The sequence below is a fragment of the Permianibacter aggregans genome (genome assembly GCF_009756665.1).
GTDB lineage: Bacteria > Pseudomonadota > Gammaproteobacteria > Enterobacterales > Permianibacteraceae > Permianibacter > Permianibacter aggregans.
In genome coordinates, this window is the sequence record NZ_CP037953.1 from 1,913,590 (window position 1) to 1,933,336 (window position 19,747).

Annotated in this window: 19 protein-coding genes; 10 read left to right on the forward strand and 9 right to left on the reverse strand. The window is 55.6% G+C overall.

The features are described from left to right. Nucleotides 1–147 precede the first annotated feature (147 nt). The 3 genes from E2H98_RS08770 to E2H98_RS08780 all read left to right on the forward strand — a co-directional run bounded on the left by E2H98_RS08770 (nt 148) and on the right by E2H98_RS08780 (nt 3,492). Nucleotides 148–321 carry a hypothetical protein gene (locus E2H98_RS08770; RefSeq protein ID WP_157591309.1) on the forward strand — a complete coding sequence of 58 codons (174 nt, stop codon included), beginning with the start codon at nt 148–150 and terminating at the stop codon, nt 319–321. Between the two features lie 69 nt (nt 322–390). Then, nucleotides 391–2,208, forward strand: a complete 1,818-nt coding sequence (locus E2H98_RS08775) for a monovalent cation:proton antiporter-2 (CPA2) family protein (RefSeq protein ID WP_133591357.1) — start codon at nt 391–393, stop codon at nt 2,206–2,208. Nucleotides 2,209–2,292: 84 nt separating this feature from the next. After that, the gene (locus tag E2H98_RS08780; RefSeq protein WP_198325274.1) at nt 2,293–3,492 is read left to right on the forward strand and encodes a serine hydrolase domain-containing protein; all 1,200 of its coding nucleotides are present in this window, start codon (nt 2,293–2,295) and stop codon (nt 3,490–3,492) included. A 31-nt stretch (nt 3,493–3,523) separates the two neighbouring features. Here the strand turns inward: E2H98_RS08780 and E2H98_RS08785 are convergent, their stop codons facing one another. From E2H98_RS08785 to E2H98_RS08800, 4 genes are all read right to left on the reverse strand, one after another. Further along, nucleotides 3,524–4,759, reverse strand: coding sequence for a methyl-accepting chemotaxis protein (locus E2H98_RS08785; protein ID WP_133591355.1), 1,236 nt, complete (start codon nt 4,757–4,759; stop codon nt 3,524–3,526). 117 nt (nt 4,760–4,876) lie between these two features. Further along, nucleotides 4,877–5,797 carry a CPBP family intramembrane glutamic endopeptidase gene (locus tag E2H98_RS08790; protein ID WP_133591353.1) on the reverse strand — a complete coding sequence of 307 codons (921 nt, stop codon included), beginning with the start codon at nt 5,795–5,797 and terminating at the stop codon, nt 4,877–4,879. Nucleotides 5,798–5,892: 95 nt separating this feature from the next. Beyond that, nucleotides 5,893–6,492, reverse strand: a complete 600-nt coding sequence (locus tag E2H98_RS08795; RefSeq protein ID WP_133591351.1) for a nucleotidyltransferase family protein — start codon at nt 6,490–6,492, stop codon at nt 5,893–5,895. Next, the gene (locus tag E2H98_RS08800; protein WP_133591349.1) at nt 6,480–7,667 is read right to left on the reverse strand and encodes an XdhC family protein; all 1,188 of its coding nucleotides are present in this window, start codon (nt 7,665–7,667) and stop codon (nt 6,480–6,482) included. The genes E2H98_RS08795 and E2H98_RS08800 overlap by 13 nt, the downstream gene beginning before the upstream one ends. A 151-nt stretch (nt 7,668–7,818) precedes the next feature. On the opposite strand from E2H98_RS08800, the gene E2H98_RS08805 reads away from it, so the two are divergent. After that, nucleotides 7,819–8,274 carry a (2Fe-2S)-binding protein gene (locus tag E2H98_RS08805; RefSeq protein ID WP_133591347.1) on the forward strand — a complete coding sequence of 152 codons (456 nt, stop codon included), beginning with the start codon at nt 7,819–7,821 and terminating at the stop codon, nt 8,272–8,274. A 56-nt stretch (nt 8,275–8,330) separates the two neighbouring features. Next, on the forward strand, nt 8,331–10,484 hold the full coding sequence (locus tag E2H98_RS08810) for a xanthine dehydrogenase family protein molybdopterin-binding subunit (protein WP_133591345.1): 2,154 nt from the start codon (nt 8,331–8,333) through the stop codon (nt 10,482–10,484). Nucleotides 10,485–10,582: 98 nt separating this feature from the next. On the opposite strand, the gene E2H98_RS08815 is transcribed toward E2H98_RS08810, so the two are convergent. Together E2H98_RS08815 and E2H98_RS08820 are read right to left on the reverse strand one after the other, a co-directional pair. Further along, nucleotides 10,583–11,059: a YybH family protein gene (locus E2H98_RS08815; RefSeq protein WP_162848189.1), complete on the reverse strand. Its 477-nt coding sequence runs from the start codon at nt 11,057–11,059 to the stop codon at nt 10,583–10,585. Between the two features lie 105 nt (nt 11,060–11,164). Beyond that, nucleotides 11,165–11,587, reverse strand: a complete 423-nt coding sequence (locus tag E2H98_RS08820; RefSeq protein WP_133591343.1) for a hypothetical protein — start codon at nt 11,585–11,587, stop codon at nt 11,165–11,167. A gap of 424 nt (nt 11,588–12,011) precedes the next feature. Between E2H98_RS08820 and E2H98_RS08825 the strand changes: the two genes are divergently transcribed. Beyond that, nucleotides 12,012–12,443, forward strand: coding sequence for an organic hydroperoxide resistance protein (locus E2H98_RS08825; protein ID WP_133591341.1), 432 nt, complete (start codon nt 12,012–12,014; stop codon nt 12,441–12,443). Between the two features lie 13 nt (nt 12,444–12,456). Next, nucleotides 12,457–12,912: an MgtC/SapB family protein gene (locus E2H98_RS08830; protein WP_133591339.1), complete on the forward strand. Its 456-nt coding sequence runs from the start codon at nt 12,457–12,459 to the stop codon at nt 12,910–12,912. Here E2H98_RS08830 and E2H98_RS08835 read toward each other — a convergent pair. After that, nucleotides 12,903–13,628 (reverse strand): CPBP family intramembrane glutamic endopeptidase, encoded by a 726-nt coding sequence (locus tag E2H98_RS08835; RefSeq protein WP_133591337.1) that lies wholly within the window; start codon nt 13,626–13,628, stop codon nt 12,903–12,905. The two genes, E2H98_RS08830 and E2H98_RS08835, sit on opposite strands and share 10 nt — an antisense overlap. A 73-nt stretch (nt 13,629–13,701) precedes the next feature. Here E2H98_RS08835 and E2H98_RS08840 point away from each other — a divergent pair, with 73 nt between their 5' ends. Together E2H98_RS08840 and E2H98_RS08845 are read left to right on the forward strand one after the other, a co-directional pair. Further along, on the forward strand, nt 13,702–14,622 hold the full coding sequence (locus tag E2H98_RS08840; protein ID WP_157591310.1) for a LytTR family DNA-binding domain-containing protein: 921 nt from the start codon (nt 13,702–13,704) through the stop codon (nt 14,620–14,622). 3 nt (nt 14,623–14,625) lie between these two features. Then, entirely contained in the window at nt 14,626–14,943 is a 318-nt protein-coding gene (locus E2H98_RS08845; protein ID WP_133591333.1) for a DUF6506 family protein, read from the forward strand. On the opposite strand, the gene E2H98_RS08850 is transcribed toward E2H98_RS08845, so the two are convergent. Beyond that, entirely contained in the window at nt 14,944–15,987 is a 1,044-nt protein-coding gene (locus E2H98_RS08850; RefSeq protein WP_133591331.1) for an AraC family transcriptional regulator, read from the reverse strand. Nucleotide 15,988: 1 nt separating this feature from the next. Next, on the reverse strand, nt 15,989–16,888 hold the full coding sequence (locus tag E2H98_RS08855; RefSeq protein ID WP_133591329.1) for a GGDEF domain-containing protein: 900 nt from the start codon (nt 16,886–16,888) through the stop codon (nt 15,989–15,991). A gap of 381 nt (nt 16,889–17,269) precedes the next feature. On the opposite strand from E2H98_RS08855, the gene E2H98_RS08860 reads away from it, so the two are divergent. Continuing rightward, a complete protein-coding gene (locus tag E2H98_RS08860) occupies nt 17,270–19,723 on the forward strand; it encodes a TonB-dependent receptor (protein WP_133591326.1) in 2,454 nt (817 codons plus the stop codon). The last annotated feature ends 24 nt before the right edge of the window (nt 19,724–19,747 follow it).

The following is a 19,747-nucleotide window of genomic DNA, read 5'->3' on the forward strand; positions in this document are numbered from 1 at the left end:
CCTGGGCAGAAGGTGCCAGCTTACGCCTGTGTATTGCGTTTATCAGCACCTATTTGGAAACAGTGCGTGTGCAAATTACCTAATTATCATTTTCACAACCCCCAATTAGCCTGAAAAAAGGCGTCACCCCAGTCCAAGGAGCCAGTCATGAACGCTTTGTCAAAACTCAGTATCGGCCTGCTGTTTTCCGGTGGTTACCTGTCGCCGGCGATGGCCCAGGAGCTGCTCGAATCCGCGGAAAAACCCGCCAAGCCGCAGCCTTTGCCGACGACAGCGAAACCGGTTTGCTGCCCGAGTCCGGCGGCTCTGCCCTGCTGCTGAGCCCGCACGCGCTGAACACGAATCCGGTATAAAGAGCGCCTACCCGCTTCCCTCTGAAAGGAATACCGGATGCTGTTCAGCGCATTGATTTACCTGGCCGCCGCGGTGCTATCGGTGCCGATCGCCAAGCGGCTGGGCCTCGGTTCGGTGCTCGGCTACTTGCTGGCCGGAATGTTGATTGGGCCGTATGCGCTGCACCTGGTCGGCGACCAAACCGACGTCATGCATTTCGCCGAATTCGGCGTGGTCATGATGCTGTTTCTGGTTGGGCTCGAATTGCAGCCAAGCCGGCTCTGGCAGATGCGCCGTCCTATCATCGGGCTCGGTGGCTTGCAGGTGGTGCTGACGACACTACTGATCGCCGCATTGATGTTGCTGTCGCCGTATTCCTGGCAGTCCGGCATCGCCATTGGCCTGTGCCTGGCGCTGTCGTCGACGGCGATTGTGCTGCAGTCCTTGAGCGAACGCGGACTGCTCAACAGCCAAGCCGGCAACAACGCTTTCGCCGTGCTGCTGTTTCAGGATATTGCCGTTATTCCGATTCTGGCCCTGCTGCCCTTGCTGGCGTTGAATGGCGCAAGCGCCGATGCCGTAAACGTGCACCCAACGCCGATTGATGGCTTGCCGGTCTGGGCCCAGGTCGGCGTCACCGCGCTGATCATTGCCGCGATTATTCTTGGCGGAAAATTTCTCTCGGCGCCGATCTTTCGCATCATCGCCGAGACCCGTTTGCGCGAATTGTTCACGGCATTTTCGCTATTGATTGTCATCGCCATTGCCGTGCTGATGCAGGCCGTTGGTTTGTCTCCGGCACTCGGCACGTTTCTCGCTGGCGTGGTGCTTGCCGAAAGCGAATTCCGCCATGAGCTGGAAGTCGATATCGAACCATTCAAAGGTTTGTTGTTGGGACTGTTTTTCATCACCGTCGGTGCCAGCATTGATTTTCCGTTACTGGCCGCCGAGCCGTTGTTGATCGGCGCTGCTGTACTCGCGCTGTTTGCCGTGAAGGCTTTGGTGTTGGCCTTGCTGGCGCGGCTGTTCACAATGCCATTCCGCCAGGGCTTGCTGTTTACCGTGGCGCTGGCGCAGGGCGGTGAGTTCGCGTTTGTGCTGGTGTCTTCCGCAAAACAGTTTCAGGTATTCGACATCGAACTCGGTAACTTGATCACGCTTATCGTGGCACTGTCGATGCTGATTTCACCGCTGTTGATCGTCGCCTACGAAAAGCTGCTGAGCCGACCGGGACAACAAGCGAAAAGTGACGAGGCCGATCAATTCTCCGAACACAGCGATGTCATCATCGCTGGCTACGGCCGCTTCGGTCAGATCGTTGGCCGCTTGCTGAGTGCACAAGGCTTTCGACTGACCATTCTTGATCACAGCCCAAGTCAAATCGATTTGGTGCGCCGCTTTGGCAACAAAGTGTACTACGGTGACGCTGCGCGCCATGATTTGCTGCAGGCTGCCGGCGCGGCCGAGGCAAAATTGCTGGTCATTGCTGTCGATGAACCAGACAAAACACTGGAGATCATTCACACCGCGCAACAGCACTTTCCGCACCTGAAAATTCTGGCGCGTGCTATCGATCGTCGTCATGCTTATCAAATCATGCGCTATCAAATCGATGGCATTCGCCGGGAAACCTTTGATTCCGCGCTGCATGTCGGTGTGCAATCGCTGAAACTGCTCGGCGTTAACGAAAACGATGCCGAGCGCGCCGGCGAATTATTCAGTGAACACGATCATCAGTCATTGCAGGTATTGGCGGAAATCTGGGGCGACGACCGCAGCTACGGTGTCGCCGTCAAACAGCGACTCGAAGATCTGAAGCAAGTGTTGTTGAACGATCAGCAACAACGTCAGAAAGCAGAAAAAAAGCGCGCGTGAAACAACAGAGAACCATTCGATTTGGTCATTCTGCGATGCTTTGTTAGCATCGGGCATGGATATGACGCTAAAAGGAAAGGACGCATGATGGCATTTTCGCGCGTAACAGCGCTGCTCGTTGCCGTGCTGGTCGGCAGCAATCAGGTGGTAGCAAACGATGCTGCGGAGACGATTCAACGTCTGGATGGTAGCCAGATCACCGCCTCCGAGCTCGATGCGCGCATCAAAGCCATTACCGAGGCAGCAAAGGTACATGGCTTGGCCATGGCGGTGTTCAACGAGAATCAAGCGGTTTACACCCGTGCCTTTGGCTATGCCGATCAACCAAGCCAGAAGCCTCTGCGTTTCGACACTGAGTTTTACGGCGCCTCGTTAAGCAAGGCAGTGTTTGCCGTGCTGGTCATGAAACTGGTTGAGCAGAACGTCATTGATCTCGACAAGCCACTGCAATCCTATTTGCAAGAGCCTTTATGGAAAAATCGCGGTAGCGACTGGCATGAGAATCTCGCCGATCTCGAACACGAACCCCGCTATAAAGACATCACGGCACGCATGTGTCTGAGCCACACTACCGGATTGCCGAACTGGCGTTGGTTTGAGCCGGACCACAAACTGCGCCTGCACTTCGCACCGGGCGAGCGTTATTTATATTCCGGTGAGGGCATGGTGTTATTGCAAATCGTTTTGGAGAAACTGACCGGGAAATCCATCGAGCAATTGGCGCAACAATTAGTTTTCACGCCGTATCAGATGACGATGTCCAGCTATCAATGGCAACCGCGATTTGAGCCAGATTACGCACTAGGCCACAACCCGCAAGGCAAAACCTACAAGAAAGACAAAGACAATTCGCCTCGCGCCCCCAGCACACTGGAAACCACACCGGCCGATTACGTGCGCTTCATGACCGCAGTGCTGCAACAAAAGGGCTTGTCGAAATCATCGTGGCAGGAAATGTTCAGTCGACAAATCCGCATTCGCTCACGCACCCAGTTTGGTCCCGGCGCCAATGAACAAACAGACGCTTTTGATCCTCTGCAAATCAGTTACGGTCTTGGCTGGGGTTTGCTGCAAACACCGAAAGGCATCGCCGCATTCAAAGAAGGCCACGGCGACGGCTTTCAGCATTACACGATTATTTTTCCGCAACAAGGCATCGGCGTCATGCTGATGAGCAACAGCGACAACGCCGAAAGTGCCTTTGGCTATTTGCTGGAAGCCAGCATCGCCGACCACTACACACCGCTGAAATGGCAGGGATACATCCCTTTTGATCAGCGTTGATTCGCTGTGCCGTTGTTACGCAGAACAAACGTTAATCGCGCGCTTTCGAATACTGGAATTGCGCGACCGAGGCCAGTAACTCATCGGCCAACGTTTCCAAGGTTTCACTGCTGTCGACGAATTCTTTGCTGAGTTGCTGGGTGCTGACCGACACGGTTTGAATTTCGCCGATATCGCCGTGCAATTTATCAGCGATATCGACCTGCTTTTTCGCCAGGCCATTGATGGTCTTGTTGCTGTCGCGAATGCCGGTGACGGCACGTTCGATATCGCCCAGCGATTGCGAAGCACGCGTCGCCTGCGCTTCGCTGGCGCTGGCCCGATCGACGCTGCCGTTCATCAGCAACACCGTTTCATCGGTCGTATTCTGCAGCGCTTCGACGATGGCGCGAATTTCTTCGGTCGATTCACCGGCGCGACGCGCCAAATTGCGCACTTCATCGGCGACGACCGCGAAGCCGCGACCGCTTTCGCCGGCACGCGCGGCTTCAATCGCGGCGTTCAGTGCCAGCAAATTGGTTTGGTCGGCAATTTCGCGAATGACGTTCAGCACGCTGCCGATGCGCTTGCTGTCTTCGGCCAAACGCGAAATCAATGCTGAAGACTGCTGGACATCGGTGGCCAGCGCATGAAAGGCCTTGGTCAGATCGGCGACAACGCCGTTGCCGGTGCGCACCAGCTCATTGGCTTTCTCGGTGTTTTCCAAGGCCTGCACGGCCTGATGCTGGACCGAATGCGAGGTGTCCATCATCTGTTCGACTTTGCTGACAATCTGGCCGGCACTGCGACCCTGATTGTCCATGCCTTTCGAGGTTTCCAACGCCGCGACGTGAATATCATCAACGGCTTGTTTGACTTTGCCGCTGGCGGTTTTGACGTTGTCGACGACTTTGCGCAGGCTTTTTTGCATAGCGTTGAAAGCGCCGGCCATTTCGCCGATTTCGTCGCGCGAATGCACGGCCACCCACTGGCTCAAATCGTTTTGCTGCTCGACCGCCTGCATCGCCTGACGCAGCGTTTGCACATGACGCTCGACAAAACTGATCAGCAGTTGCGAACCGGCCAACACCAGCAGCATCAGCAGCAGCACGACGCCGGCATAGGCCCAGAACTCGTCGGCAAACACAGTCAGAAAATCGGTCGGCTTGCCGGCTTTTTCCAGCGCCGCCTGTTTGCGCACCATGGCAAACAGGGTCAGCATCGCCATACCAAAAAAGCTGATCACATTGACCAGCCAGAATTTGTACTTCAGAGGCAAATCACGCATCGCGGGCAGAAAACCAAACACAGAGCCTTTAAGCCTAGAAGAATCTGGCGTAAATGCTGGCGCTGTGGCGCGTTTTTTATCAGCGGATGATCCAGCGCAAGTTCCGGACGCTCGCCGTTAAGGCAGCCAGGTGCGAATAAATGGCGCCAGGTTCGGCAGCAAATCGGTCCAGCCATGCAGCAGCACCAGCAGCCAGAGGTTGCGGGTACGAGCCCAGAGCACACCGAACATCAATCCTATCGGCGAGACGACGACGATGGTGTAAGCCATTGCGGTCAGCACGCTGGGGGCACTGCCCATGCCTTCCATCGCATGGGCGCCGCGCAGCACATAGCCCGGCGCGTGCACCAAGCCGAAGATCACCGCCATCAGCACGATCGCGGCGAGTTCAGAGCGGAAGAACGCGGCGGCCCGGGTTTGCAGCAGGCCGCGGAACAAAAATTCCTCGGTCAGACCGGCTTCCAGGCTCATCCACAGCAGCGCCGGCAAGGCCATCAGTGCGATGATCCAGACCGGTTCATCGAGCGCTGCCACGCGCTTGCCGCCCTGGCCGATCAAGAGCTGCATGGCCAACAGTAGCAGCGCCATGATGATCAAGACCCGGACACTGCCTGCATCGAAACGGAAGCTGCCGAACAGTTCGCGCCAGCGATAACCTAGGCGCCGGAACAACCAGGCCGGAATGGCGACCATGACCGCCAGCTTGGCCATCAGAGTGAGCACTTCCTGCGGCTGCTCAGCCGATGTGGCGGCCTTCAGCGCCGACAGACCCCAGCCGAGAAAGCCGATGGCAAACAGCAGCAAAAACACCATGACGAGGCCAAATTCCTTGCCGGGCTCACGCACCGGAACCGGCGCGGCTTTGATACCGATCGTCGACAGCCAGGCGGCCAGGGAAAAGCCGAGGCCAAAGATCAGCAGCACGGCCAGGTATTCTTCGGCGGCGAAGCCCGGGTCGCGGGCCAACAAAAATAACGAAACCAGATAAATCAGCGCATAGGCGCCAAGCGCAACCAGCGGCGCCAACAAACGGGACATCGGGGAAAACTCCAACGGAAAACCGTCATTTCGGTGGGACGGCCGTAAACATAGTCAATGGACCGGTTAAAAGCTTTTTGTTTTTGTAAGCAAATTCAAGCGCTTGCTGAACCAAAGCCAGCCGCAACGGCTTGCTGCAAGTCCTCTGGCGTATCAATGTCGAAAGCCAGTTCTGGCGCCTCTACTGCACGGTGAGGCTGCTGATGCCAAAGAGTTTTCAAGCCCTGTTCGCCGTGCAGCAAATGAGCCTGCTGCAACAGCGTCATCGGCAGCAGCGCCGGCAAACCTTCGGCGCCACCGTAATCAGTGACCACCGTTGACGCGGTCGCCGCCTCCGTCAGTAAGTTATCCAAGTGCGCGCTGGACAGCCGCCATTGATCACAGGCCAGTACCAGCACCGGCCCTGGATGAGCACGCAGGCTTTCTGCCGCCGCCTGCAGCGAACTTGCCAAACCCTGTGACCACAATGGATTGAACACAGTCTGCAAAGGCAAACCCGTTAACGCGGCGCTGACCGCTTCGGCCTGGCAGCCGGTGATGACGATCATCTGCGTCGGCGCCGTGGTCAGCGCCAGCTCGGCGATATGACGGACCAGCAGCTTGCCATTGATGCTCAGCAGTTGTTTCGGCTGGCCGAGCCGGCGGCTGCCGCCAGCGGCCAATAACAGCACAGCATGGGGGTTCAGCACTGGCATGCTTCGGCCGACTGCGGCCAAGGCAGACTGACGACCGGCTCGGCCATATGGATAGGTTGCTGGCGCTGCTTCAGACTGCCGCCGACGCGGCCGTTCAATGCGGCCTGCGCTTCGGCCAGAATCGCCAGCGCCACTGCTTCCGGGGTACTGCCGCCCAGGTCGAGCCCAACCGGTGCATGCAGTGCAGCTATCGCTTGTTTGATGGCCGGGTCGGCGCTGTCGGCAAACTCGCCGAGCAAGCGATCGGTACGGGATTTCGGCCCCAATTGGCCAAGATATGGCGGCGAACGGCTGAGAAAATGTCGTAACCAGGCGCGATCTTGGGCGAAGCTGTGACTCATGATCACGACCGCTGCATCGCCGGGCAAGTGAGCGCTAGCCGGGTCATCCGCTTGCAGGCAAAGCACCTGCCGGGCCAGCGGAAAGCGCTCCGGTCGGGCGAAGTGGCGGCGGCCGTCAATGACGGTGACCCGCCAACCCATCGCCGCGGCCATTTGCACCAGCGGTTCGGCATCGTGACCGGCGCCAACGATAATCAGCTCCGGGTTTGGCGCCAGGTATTCCAGCAACAGCTCGGCGCGGCCCTGCTCGTCTTGCAGTTGCAGCAGCCGGGAACGGCGGCTGCTACACACTTCTTGCATCTGGGCCTGCAACAGCGCAGCCAAAGCCGGTTCCTTGGTCTGAATGTCGGCTTCGTCAAAGCAGTCGCCGGTCATTAAGGATTTCGAGCCGCGACTTTCGATGACCAGCGCCTGCGCCGCTGCCTGGCCTTGCTCTTCTACCTTACGTAGTCGCGCGAATAACGGTGCCGATACCGATAAACGCTGAAACAGGATATGCACCGTGCCATTGCAGCCAAGCCCGAATTGCAGCTCGGTTTCTTCATCGAGCGGCTCTTCATCCGTCGACTCGCTCTCGTTATCGAGACTGGCCGTCGAATAACGGCGCAGCACGGTCAGGCCGCCTTCGGTCAGCCACCAGGCTTTCTTGCTGACTTCCGATTCCAGGCAACCGCCGCTCAAGGTACCGACGCTACGTCCAACACGCGGGATCAACATGCGAGCGCCAGGCCGGCGATAAGCCGAGCCTTCGACTTTGACAACCGTGGCCAAAACCACCTCGTCATCAACCGGCAGTTGCGCCAGCGTTGCCAGCAAAGCTTGTCGTTCGCTCATCGTCGCTGTGCTCCCGTTCGGCATCGTTATCATGCCGTCTTGAAATGTTTGCCGCGCGCGTAATGAACTACGCTTGTAGCGGTCACAATCACAGGTGTAGAGTCGGTCGTTCGCAGTTCCAGAACTTCCTCTCCAAGCAAGCGAGGCTAGCATGAAACTGAACGTCAATGGCGTCGAGCATAAAGTCGACGTCGCCTCCGATATGCCACTGCTGTGGGTGGTGCGCGATATCTTGAATCTCACCGGCACCAAATTCGGTTGCGGCATGGCGCAATGCGGTGCCTGCACCATGCATCTTGATGGCTCCGCGATTCGCTCTTGTGTCACACCGGTATCGGCTGCTGAAGGCAAAAACATCACGACGATTGAAGGGCTGTCGAAAGACGGTTCGCATCCGGTGCAGAAAGCCTGGGCCGAACACGATGTCGTGCAATGCGGTTATTGTCAGAGTGGACAAATCATGGCCGCCGCCGCGCTACTGGCCAGCAATGCCGCACCGACCGATCAAGACATCGACAACGCGATGAGCGGCAATATTTGCCGTTGCGGCACTTATCAACGCGTGCGCGCTGCTGTGCATCACGCCGCCAAATTAAGCAAGGCTTAGACATTTTTCTCCAGCACGCCAAACGGCGTTAGCTGCCATGTTCAGGGAGAAAACGCATGAAGGCGAACATCGATTTATCCCGCCGTAAATTTTTGCAATCGAGCGCGGTTGTTGGCGCTGGTTTGATCATCGGTATCCCATTGTCTTTGCACAAAGCACTAGCCGCGGACGCACCTGCTGCGGCAAAACTGCCAGCGCCAAATGTCTTCCTGAAAATAGGCAGCGACAATCGCATCACGGTATTGCTCGCCCACTCGGAAATGGGCCAAGGCATCTGGACAACGCTGCCGATGTTGATCGCCGAAGAACTCGAATGTGACTGGCAACAAATCGAGGTGCAGCACGCACCGGCAGCACCGGTGTATGCGCATACGGTGTGGGGTGTGCAAGGTACTGGCGGTTCGACGACCACCTGGTCGGAATTTGATCGTTACCGTCAGGCCGGCGCGATGGCGAAAGCGCTGCTGATCAGTGCTGCCGCGCAAAAATCGAACATGAAAGCCAGCGACTGCAAAGCGGAAAATGGCAAGGTTATTTGCGGCAAGAAATCGTTCACGTTTGGTGAATTGGCCGACGCCGCCGCGAAACTGCCGACACCAACAGAAGTGAGGCTGAAAGACCCGAAAAACTGGACCCGCATCGGCAAGCCGACCAAACGGCTCGACACGCCTGAGAAAATTACCGGCAAAGCCAAGTTTGGTATCGATATCCAGTTCGACGGCCTACTGACCGCGCTCGTTGCCCGTTCACCAACCTTTGGTGGCAAGGTAAAAAGTTTCGACGCCAGTGCCGCGAAAAAAGTCAAAGGCGTGCGTCAGGTGGTGCAGGTGCCGAGTGGTGTCGCGGTTGTCGCCGATCATTACTGGGCCGCGAAACAAGGTCGCGATGCCTTGAAAATTGAATGGGATCGCGGCCCGAACGCCAGCATCAGCACTGACGAACTGCGTAAACAATTTCAGGCCTTGTCAAAAAAGCATGGCGCCACCGCCCAGCTAGCTGGCGATGTCGAAAAAGCACTGAGCGAAAGTAAAGACGTGCTGGAAATGGAATATCACGTGCCTTACCTGGCGCATGCGCCAATGGAGCCACTGAATTGCGCCGTCAAGATTGGCAAGGACAGTTGCGAGATTTGGACCGGCACTCAGTTTCAAACCATTGATCAAGCGACGGCAGCAAAAATTCTTGGCCTGAAGCCAGAGCAAGTGACACTGCATACCACGTTCCTCGGTGGCGGCTTCGGTCGACGTGCCAATCCAGTCGCCGATTTCGTAGCCGAAGCGGTGCATGTCGCGAAAGCCGCGAACGCGCCGGTAAAAACCGTGTGGAGCCGCGAAGATGATATTCACGGTGGCTACTACCGTCCGATGTATGTGCAGCGGATTCGTGTCGCGCTCGATAAAAGCGGTTTGCCACAGGCCTGGGATCATCAACTCGTTGGTCAATCGATTCTGACCGGCACACCGTTTGAAAGCTCGGCGGTCAAAGATGGTGTGGATCATTCCTCGGTCGAAGGCATCGCCGGTTCGCCGTATTTGAAAGCCGTGCCGCATCACCGCGTCGGCCTGCATTCACCGAATCCCGGTGTCACCGTGCTGTGGTGGCGTTCGGTCGGCCACAGTTATAACGGCTTTATCATGGAAAGCGTTATCGACGAGCTGGCGAAAAAAGCCGGTAAAGATCCACTGGCTTATCGCCGCGCGTTGCTCAGCAACTCACCGCGCCATTTGGCCACGCTGAATCTTGCTGCCGAAAAAGCCGGCTACGGCAAAAAGCTGCCGAAAGGCCGCGCGCACGGCATCGCCGTACATGAATCGTTTGGCAGCTTTGTCGCGCAAATCGCGGAAGTATCCGTTGAAAACAAACAAATCAAAGTGCATAAGGTGACTTGCGCCATTGACTGCGGCATCGCCGTCAATCCGGAGGGTATTCAGGCGCAAATGGAAAGCGGTGTCGCGTACGGCTTGGCGGCAGCGTTACACAGCAAACTGACGATCAAGAATGGTGAAGTGCAGCAATCCAACTTTCACGATTATGTCGTGTTGAAACTCAATGACATGCCGGTCGTGGAAACGTTTATCGTTGATAGCAAGGAAAAGTCCGGCGGCGTCGGTGAACCGGGTACACCACCGATTGCGCCAGCGGTGGCCAATGCCGTGGCCGTGTTGACTGGTAAGCGCTTGCGGGAATTACCGTTGAATCTGTCAGCTTAGCGTCAGGCTCTCACCGAACCATACGCTTCGTCGATCAAATTACTTTTGTTAAGGGTTTGACCGACGAAGAAAAAACGAATCACCGCTTCTGGTTTGTTTTACTTTTTATCTGTAGCGTCTTGCGGCTTTTCACAGGCACACACCCTGCAGCCTTTATCAAACACCACTTTCCAGACGCCTGGCGCTTGCAAGCGCCAAACCGAATTGAAATGGGCGACGACATTGCCCTTGGCATCAATGACCGGGCCGCTGCTATGCGCCAGCGTACCGGAGTCGAGCACATCGACTTGTTCCGGACGCCAGGAAAACGGCGCTTGCTCAGCTTTGAAGAAGGCCTGCCATTCGGCCAGCACAGCGTGCTTGCCACGTTGCGCGCTGTTGCCATAGAACACGGCGTCATCGGCGATAAAGCTGGCGAATTTTTCGAAATCGCGCTCGACCATCGTTTGCGCAAAGCCGCGCTCGGCTTCAGTCACTTGACGGGTCAGCTCAGTGTTATCTGCCGCCAGTGAGATGCTCGCGCAAAATATCATCGCGGCGCCCAGCAGTGATTTCATGGCAGGGTGAAAGCTCATACGGATTCCTTGAGCCGAAAAAGTGGCGGCAGTGTCGCATGAAGGCTGTTATCAACGAAGGCAGAATGTCATGTCTGCAATGTGAAAAATACGCAGCAATGATACTCAGCTGACAATCGAGAAATTGAATTTGCCACCGCCGACTTTCGCCTGCTGCAGAAAATGAATGCTGTCTTTCAGTTCGCGTTCGACCTCAAGGCGGTCATCACGCAGCCAACCAAAACGCAGCTTTTGCGTGGTGATGTATAGCAGCAGGGTTTCCAGCATGCGTTCAGCCTGATCGACATCGAGCCAGCGGCCTTTACTGGCCATCAGTTGATCGGTCGATTGCATTCCCGGCGGCAGCGATTGCTGGCCGAAATGGAATCGCAAGTCGGTGTCATCGCAGGCATCATTGAATGAAGCAACGTGCAGATTGCGACTGAGTCGGTTCAGCTTGCTCTGATGTTTGTACAGTGCCCATTTATCTGCCTGATCGCTTTGCACTTCACCATTGATCAGGATATTGGCCCATAGCACCGTGCTCATCGGTGTCCCTCGCATTCATTGGTTTAGAAGCTATCTCAAAAATGCCTGGAGCTCGGCGATCTGCGCGAATGCGGTGCTCGGAAAAATCCGCCGGGGGCGGATTTTCGCGTAGTCCGAAGGGTTCACCACATGGATGTGGTGAACAATCCTCATTTACTACTTGCAAACTCCGGTTCCTGCGCTCCTATTCGCGCACCTCACCATCACCCAGACTCTTTTTGAGATAGCCTCTAGTTAATCTTAGCGCCTGATCGCTGCACCGAAATGTGAACAAGGCTTGAAATCGCGTCATAAGCAGAGGCAGCTTTTACAGCGAAGCGCTATTAGGAGAACAACAGTTGCAGGTCATGCCGACGTTCGGTTCTACGCTAGAAGCGTTAACTGTGATAAGCGATAACGATTCAATTTACCAAGGAGTCCTTCAATGGCAACAAAGATCGAGAAACTGTTGTACACCGCCCACGCCAAAGCCACCGGCGGTCGTGACGGCCGCGCTGTCAGCTCTGATGAAGAGCTGAGCGTGAAACTGACCAAGCCGAAGGAGATGGGCGGCAAAGGTGGTGAGGGCACCAACCCGGAGCAGTTGTTCGCAGCCGGCTATGCGGCTTGCTTTATCGGCGCGATGAAATATGTCGCAGGTCAAAAGAAAATGTCGCTACCAGATGATATGTATATTGATTCCGCCGTCGGTATTGGCGAAATCCCTGGCGGTTTTGGTTTGCAGGTGGAATTGCATGTGCATGTGCCGGGCATGGAGCGCGACCGCGCCGAACAAATTGTCGAAGCCGCGCACAAGGTCTGCCCGTATTCGAATGCCACGCGCAATAACATTGAAGTGAACCTGAAAGTCAATTGAGTGGTACTCAGAAGTGCAGTGGATTCCTGATGTCGATTGGCTTTTGATTGGCGCGCACATTCGCGACATGACCATCGCCTATCTGCTGGCATTTCCCATCGGCTGGGATCGGGAAAAGCGTCAGCGCACAGCGGGGTTACGCACGTTTCCGTTGGTCGCTGTCGCCTCCTGTGCTTACGTGCTGCTCGGTTTCCAGATACTCGATACCACGGAAGCGGAATCTCGCGTGATGTCCGGCATCATTTCCGGTATGGGTTTTATCGGTGGCGGCGCCATTCTGAAAACGGTCATCGATGGCAAAGGCGAAGTGCAAGGCACAGCAACCGCTGCCAGTCTTTGGGTAACCGGCGCCATCGGTATTGCCGTCGCCGCCAACCGCCTTGAAATTGCCCTGCTGCTGAGTCTGCTTACGTTCGTTACCTTGCGCCTGCTGACCTCGGCCAAAAATCACATTGATCATCAGGATTGAGTCAGCCAGCGTGCCAGCATTGCTGGTCCATCGATATAAACATTGCCAATGCCATGCAGCACGGCAATCAACCAAAAATTGCGCGTGCGTAGAAACAGAATGCCGAACAACAAACCGATGAACCAAATCGCCGTGAACATTGCCAGCGTTGCCAGCCACGAACGCTCAATAAACAAATGATAGAAATGCAGCGGCCCAAAGGTAAAAGCGGTATTGGCGATCAGTAACGCCGGCCACGGCCGCAACCAATGTCGCAACGCCGTTTGCAACAGCCCGCGATAGATCAACTCCTGCCAGGCGCCCCAAAGCAGTTGCATCAATATCAATAACAGTAGCGTGGCAACATAAGCGGGTGCCGACGCCAGTGCCAAGAACTGCGCAGAGAACAAAGCAAAGAAAATCAGATTCGCCAGCACCACGGCTTGCGGCAGATACCAGCGCTCGGTTCTGGTCCAGATCGACCAGGGTTTGAAACCGATGGCACGATATGACACCGCGCTCCAATGCAGCGCGAGCAGCATCGCTGTCCACTGCAATGGCAAGCGCCACGATACAGGTAAAGACCACCAGCCAAGGCGCGGCCCAAGCACTAGCTCGAACACGATAAAAAGCCAAAGCAGGCGCAAAACCAGCCGGCGCTCGATCGGCCAATCCGGCTGCGATTCAAACTGCAGTAAATGCCCCTGCCAAATCGCGCGAGCGGGTTTTGCGGTCATCACTGTGTATACTCCTGCGACAATGGACAGAACCCAGCCTACGCTGACGCGGCAAGGAACCAAGCAGGCAGTGATGAGTGACAAACCTCCGGGACGAATAACAAACGCTGGTATCGATGCTGAGCATACGCACTGGTGGCAGCAGCGTTATCCGTTGTTCCTGGGTTGGATGCCTGAGTTACTGTGGTTGCTGTTGGTTGCGCTCTCAGCAGCGTTGATCTTTGCCGTCATTCTGCCGTTCGGACTCAGTCATCTTGATCGGCAATCGGCCTGGCAATTCCTGTTGCGGGTGACCATCGGTCTGCTGATGCTTTCGGTGCTGACCCAGCTTGTGCTGCCAGCGTGGCAGAATGAACGATGGGAAGCCAGTTGGACGGTCGGCAAGGCGCTGCGCTATCAATTCGCCAATTTACTGCTGCTGGCAATGTTGATTTACCTATTGGCGCTCTGGCAGGGCTATACCCGTTTCGATGCGGCCAGTGCAGTGCAGTTTCTGCTGATCACGATACTGGTCGGCAGCGTGCCAGTGGCGCTAACCATAGTCGTCAAACAGAATGCGCTGATGCGGACTACGCTGCGTCAGCAACAGCAGTTGTCTGAGCCTTCAGCGAATGCCGCAATCACAAGCACGGTTGCCACCAAGCCATTGACGCTAATCAGCGACACCGAAGAAACGCTGACAATCCATGAAGCCGATATCGCCTATGTTCGCGCACAACAGAATTACTGCGAACTCGTCACAGGCAATGGCCACCACTTGCTTCGCATCAGCCTGCAAGCGCTAAGCAAACAGCTGCAAGCCACCGCCATCATCCGCTGTCATCGCTCGTACTTGGTCAATCTGAACTGGATCCGAAAAATTGACGGCAATGCCCAAGGCTATCAACTGCGGCTACGCGAGACCAACGAGACCGTGCCAGTTTCGCGTTCATACCTGCCATTGTTCAATGAGCAATGGCAGCAGCGAACCAATAACCAAGCGAAACAAGGATAAGCAATGAGTTTGAGCCAATACGCTTTTTTGATCAAAGCGCCGGGTTATCAGCCGGAGCAGCATCGCCAGCAGCTGGATTCCGAGTTTTTCCAAACGACGATCATTGGCGTCAGCGATACCCATCAAGCGGTTGAGGTCGCTCGGCAACTGGTCGAGCAAGGCATACAACTAGTGGAGCTGTGCGGCGGCTTTGAGGCGACGGAAGCACAGCAGCTTATTGCCGCTCTGCCGGCGCATGTTCCGGTTGGTCACGTGCGCTTCATAACAGAACAACAGGCGAGGTTGCAGACGCTGCTGTTGACGGAAAAAGACGTCGTCTGATCAAAGGCCGAGTTGCGGCAGCCAGTCGCGGATGACACTGGGCAGCTGCCCAGTCCAACGTTTGAATGAGCGTCGAAAATTGGTGCTGTCGTGAAAGCCGAGATAGTTCGCCACGTCTTCGCTGCGATAACCCTTGGCCCAGTACAGGTACAGCGCCACATGTTTGCGCATTTGATCGTGCAGTTGCTGAAAGCTGTTGTCGTGTAGCTTTAGTTTACGTTTGCAGGTCGCCGGGCTGATCGCCAGATGCTCAGATAATTGCTCCAGTGAACAACCGCTACGTCGGTGTTGCCAGACGAAGTCATAAATGACGGCAATAAAGCTTTGTTGAAAGCCCTGGCGTTGTCGCTGCACTTCGGCCTCGTGCATTGCCTTGCTTGCAACACTGGCGACAGCGCGAGGCCAGGTACGAGTAGCGAATTGGCGCGGCAAAATCATCGCATCAACATGCGCATTGAAATGTAAGTCATCACCGAGATGAGCGTGATACTGCTCAATGTAGTCCGGCTTGTCATGCGCAAACAGAAAGCGCCAAGGCAATTTTTCTCCACTGAGCCAACGGCACATTGCCGTTACGGCGCTGGCGGCCGTTTCCACAACAAAGCGATGCTGTTTGCCAAGACCGCAGCTATCCAGCCAGTAGACGCCGATATAACGCTCATCGAGTATCAATCGTGGCGCCAACAATGGACTCAATTCGGCCGGAAACTGACAGAGCATTTGCATTGCCTGCAAGACGTCAGCGGCGTGAGTCAGAGCAATACTGACGGGACCATAATGACCGGGCAGCAAACGCTGACCGATCTGAAAACTGGTGTCTTCGGCAGCCAAACAGCGTTCGGTGTTGTCGCAAAGCCGTAGCCATTGCGCCGGGCTGATGCCCTTTTCCAGCTCTTGCAGTTGCTCCAGGAAAATGCCGGTGCCACGTAACAGCTGATGGCTGTTGATCTCACGAGCCAAGGCAAAATCGATCAGGCAGGCCGGCTGATGATGAACCGGAATAATCCGGTCATCGCGCTCAAATCCGTGCGCCGAATTCATCATTTCAAATCGCCGCCGGATACCAAAGGTCCGGTGCCGGCTTTTCCGACAAGCGTGTCATCAAGCTATCGACACTGTCGTGCTCGTCTGCGACCAGCAAGCGGGTTCTCGCCTGCAGCAACACGCGCTGCTGATGACGGGTTTTGTGCGGGTAATGCAATACCGCCAGCTCCAGATCGGCAGCAACTTGCTCTGCTTCCAATTCACTGGTCTGCGGCAGTAGCGCGACAAATCGATCACCAGCCAGACGACAGAGCAAATCCTGCTCACGCAGGTTAAGCACCAATAGTTGACTGATGCTTTGCAAAACCCGATCACCTTCAGCATGACCGTGCTCACGATTGATTTGCTCGAAGCGTTTCAGCTCCAGACGAATCAGTGCGAATGGCTGCGCTGACTGCAACTCATGCCGCAATTGCCGGCGCAAGTAAGCCGCGCCGTTCAGCGGCGTAAGTGCGTCGAAATCGCGATGCTCGCGAAACAAGCGCTCGCGTTTGCGCATGTGCTGGTTCAGCGCCAGTTGTTCTTGCTGCAGTTGATAAATACCGACGGTCAGCAGCACCAAACCGATCAGCATCGGCGCGTTTTCCAGCCATTTATCGAGCAAGTCGATATCGGAAAGCTTGATGAACTCATCAAGCCAATCGGCCCATAGCGACAGCAACACCCCTGCTACACCACTGAGCAACAACAGCGTGACGCGCCCAGCCGGCCGACTGCGTGCCAGCCACAGCAACCAGCACACGGCCATGATCACCATGCCGCCTTCACCAACGATATCGAGCCAAGACCAGGAATCAGCCGGCTTGAAGTAGCCATGCGTAATCAGCGTCAGCATCAGCACGATTGCCGCCAACAAAGTACCCAGCAATAAACGTTGCTGCTGTTGCAATGGAATGCTCATTGAATGAACCGAACCGTTAAACCTGGATGACAAGCAGGCCACATTCAGATGACGGTTTTGTGGCAATTGGCGATTGCCGGGTCATTTCAGCTCAAGGCAAATGCAAATGGCTTGTCAATTTTTACGCTTGTGCCAACCGAACACGCTGTTTCATTGGGCTTCTGTAGATGCATGCAAACACTTGCGTGGGTAACGCGTTGAATTGGTGGTAATGCTTAGGGGTTCATTCGGCTCATTTCCCGTAGCGACTTACATCAAACCTAGCGTCTTCCCGCCGGTGTCATAACGACTGTCACGGAACTGACATGCATTTTCTCTAGCGTTCGCTCCCAGAGCTGCGGTCGGCTTCTTCGGTCTGCAGGTTTTTCGGGGAGTGGTAACGTGAAACGTCCGGGTTTTGCTTTGAATACGTTGGCGCTGGCGATTTGTGCCAGTTTATCGACGCTGACGGTCGCTGATGATCAACCAGTGCGCATCGTCGTTTATGGTCAGGCGGAAAGCCTTGATCAATCCTTACAAGAACAACGTGCATCGAATCGCATTGAATCGGTGGTCAAAGCCGACGGCATTGGTCAATTGCCGGACGATAATGCCGCCGAAGCCTTGCAGCGCTTGCCGGGTGTTTCCATTGAACGCGATCAAGGCGAAGGCCGCTTTATTCGCATTCGCGGTTTAAGCCCGGACTGGAACACTGTAACGATCAACGGCAGCCTGGTACCCGCGCCGGAAAGTGATCGCCGCGCCGTTGCACTTGATGTGCTGCCTGCGGAATTGCTTCAAAGTCTGTCAGTTAGCAAAACCCTGACACCGGATATGGATGCCAATTCACTGGGCGGCACGGTTGAAGTGGAAAGCCTGTCGGCATTCGATCATAAGGATCGTTATGTTTCGCTGAATGCGGAATCCGGTTACGACAGCAATACCGGAGAGAACAGCCCGAAATTCGGCGCGGCATTCAGCCAACGCTTGAGCGATGCCTTTGGCATTGCTGCCGCGTTCAGTTATCACGATCGTCGCTTTGGTTCTGACAACGTTGAAACCGGCGGTGACTGGGATTTCGATGATGAAGCGCGGCTGGAAGCCGCTGAGCTGCGCGATTACCGTATCACTCGTGAACGTATCGGTGCGGCAGTCAACTTCGATTACCGTCCGGATGAGGCCAGCAAATATTACTTGCGCACGCTGTACAGCCGCTTTGCCGATGATGAGGTGCGCCAGTCGATGGCGATTGAGTTTGAGGACGCGATGGCGGCCGGCGAAACCGGCAATGCCGAAGTCGTGCGCGAACTGAAGGCACGCGAGGAGACGCAAACGATTCAGTCGTTCGTGCTTGGTGGTCAACGCCAACTTGGGCAATGGACTTTCAATGCCCAACTTGGCATTAGCCGTGCCGGTGAAGCTAACCCGCATGAATTGTCGCCAGCCGCGTTTGAAGCCGATGAGGACGAGGCCAGCTTCCAGAACACGCGCGAACCGCGCTTTAGTTTGGCCGACCGCTTCTTCGATACCGACAACTTTGCGCTCGAGGAAGCGGAGTTGGCGCGCAGCAAAACCACCGACAAAGAACAAAATCTTCGTGTCGACCTGGCTCGCGCATTCAGTTGGGGTAATCACGAAGCCGAATTCAAATTCGGTGCCAAAGCCAGCCGCCGGGAAAAAACCAATGCTATTGATGTCTGGGCGTTTGAAGACTTTAGTGATTTTGGTATCGATGACGACCAACTGAGCTTGACCGCACTGCAATCGGGTGAAGTTGATTACACGCTGGGCCGGTTTGGCCCTGGCATTTCGGCAGCAGCCATCAACAATCTGCTGGCAATGCTCGACCGTGATGAATTTTTCGATGAAGAGGCCTCACGTATCGAAGACTTCACGATGCAGGAAGACGTTAATGCCGCCTACCTGATGCAAACCGTCGAATGGGATAAGTGGCATCTGATTGCCGGTGTGCGAGTTGAGCAAGCCGATTTTGCGGCTGAAGGCACCGGCATTCGCGACGGTGAGTTTGAAAGCATTCGGGCCGAACGTGACGATACCCATTGGTTGCCCGGCCTGCATGGCCGTTATCAGTTCGACGATGACACCCAGATGCGTTTGGCACTCAGTCACAGCGTCGTGCGCCCGAGCTTTGGCGAGCGCGCGCCGGGCTTTGTCATTGATGGCGATGAAGCGGAGTTTGGCAACCCGAACTTGATGCCGTTGGAGTCACGAAATCTTGATGCAGGTATCGAACATTACTATGGCCGTGCCAGCGCGATGTCGGCTTATCTGTTCCATAAAGACATCGATAACTTCGTTTATCAAACCGATTTGGCCGGTAGTGGTGACTGGGTCGATTTCGATGAAGCCATTACTTTTATTAACGGCGAGCAAGCCAGCGTCTACGGATTGGAACTCAGCTGGTCGCATAAGTTCGAGTCGGGCTTGTTACTGGCGGCGAACACCACGCTGTCACGCTCCGACGCCGATATCGAGAATGGCAGCGGCGACCGTCGCAAAATTGATTTGCCCAGCCAATCCGATCGCACGGGTAACCTGACCATCGGCTTCGAGAACGAGAGCCTTAGCTTACGCCTGACCGCGAATTACAAATCTGATTATTTGCTGGAAGTCGCCGCCGTTGATGACCCAGAGCACGATATTTTTGTTAAAGCGCAAACCCAGTTCGACTTATCAGCGCGCTGGTATCTGAGCAAGGGCCTGCAACTGTTTGTCGAAGCACGTAATCTCGGTGATGAGCCGTACTACGCTTACACCGGTCGTCGTCGCTTTAACGCTCAGTACGAAGAATATGGTCCGAGCTATAGCGCTGGCATCAGCTACAACGCGTTTTGATTTTTCTTGGCGAAACTTCCATTT